Annotated in this window: 3 protein-coding genes; 1 reads left to right on the top strand and 2 read right to left on the bottom strand. The window is 40.3% G+C overall.

The window, feature by feature from the left end; all coding sequences use genetic code 11:
* Positions 1-201: Dps family protein (locus tag ACWHAR_RS23140; RefSeq protein ID WP_452087954.1), on the bottom strand; the 201-nt coding region annotated here is incomplete at its 3' end.
* 128 nt (positions 202-329) lie between these two features.
* On the opposite strand from ACWHAR_RS23140, the gene ytzI reads away from it, so the two are divergent.
* Positions 330-470, top strand: coding sequence for a YtzI protein (gene ytzI / locus ACWHAR_RS23135; RefSeq protein ID WP_003229081.1), 141 nt, complete (start codon positions 330-332; stop codon positions 468-470).
* Here the strand turns inward: ytzI and ACWHAR_RS23130 are convergent.
* Entirely contained in the window at positions 464-901 is a 438-nt protein-coding gene (locus ACWHAR_RS23130) for a FixH family protein (RefSeq protein ID WP_452087953.1), read from the bottom strand. The genes ytzI and ACWHAR_RS23130 overlap by 7 nt on opposite strands.
* Between the last annotated feature and the right edge of the window lie 141 nt (positions 902-1,042).

Raw genomic sequence — 1,042 nt, 5'->3', positions numbered from 1 at the left:
CGGTTTTCCGTTCAGCGCCAAAAGACGTTCTGCTAAGTCATCAATATAAGTTGCCGTTTCGTTGTACAGCTCCTCAAACTTTTCATGAAGAGTGAAGAAATCTTTTCCTTTCACATACCAGTGATAATTATGTAGTTTCACATACATGACTGTCCAGTTGGCTACTTGTTTGTTCACTGCTTGAATCAATTGTTCTGACATGATATCTCCTCCTTGTTATATGACTATGTATACCCTTAATATCGTACGCTAAAACCTCTTTTTTACCCTTATCTGTCACGATTTCTTCTATTATGCTACAATTGTTAAAAAACGGGAGGTGGAATGTCATGACGCTTCTCATTACGATAAGTATTTTGATTGTGCTGGCTGTTTTGCTTGTAACCATTTGGACGACTGTAAAAGCCTATAATGTAAAGCATACCATTGATCCGCCACAAGAAAATCACTCTGATTCACACAATCAATGATGATGTGAATGCTCCTCTTCTGACTGATTGCTGGCAGCATCGGCGTCTCCGACTTGGACTTTTAAGGTCGGCATGCTATGCTGTTTTTTTGCTGTGACATGGGATTGGACAGTGTATACACCATCTTCCTTAAACGTCGTTTCCAATCGGTATACGCCTTTTTCTTGTTTCGCCTTAAACATTTGGCTTGCGTCTTTTTCCCCTTCTTTCCATACTTCAAACTCTACTTCATCGGCATCCGTCACAGCTTCATCACCATATGATACGGCTGCTTCATAAGCAGCGCTTTCTCCGGGATTTACTTTTTCAGGCCCGGTCAGCTTGACATCCAAAACCTCGGGCGTCTCAGCTGTATTTGCTTTACTTTCACCAGATCCGCATCCATTAAGCAATAAAGCAGAAAAAAGCAGAACAACCAACATCTTTTCCATGCCATCACCCTTTCATCGTTTACCTAAATAGTAGCAAACGCTTACAGCAAATGGTACATAAAATATGAGACGTCACAAAAAAGACCTTTTTGCTTATGCGCAAAAAGGTCCTTTCTATTTTAGCCAAATACTTTTAGCAAT

The organism is Bacillus sp. LR--39 (genome assembly GCF_053613335.1).
The sequence above is the reverse complement of the archived record's forward strand: the minus strand, read 5'-3'. Positions and strand labels throughout refer to the sequence as shown.

Coding starts and splice junctions, on each gene's coding strand:
- ytzI (WP_003229081.1), top strand. CDS start 330: ATGACGCTTCTCATTACGATAAGTATTTTGATTGTGCTGGCTGTTTTG.
- ACWHAR_RS23130 (WP_452087953.1), bottom strand. CDS start 901: ATGGAAAAGATGTTGGTTGTTCTGCTTTTTTCTGCTTTATTGCTTAAT.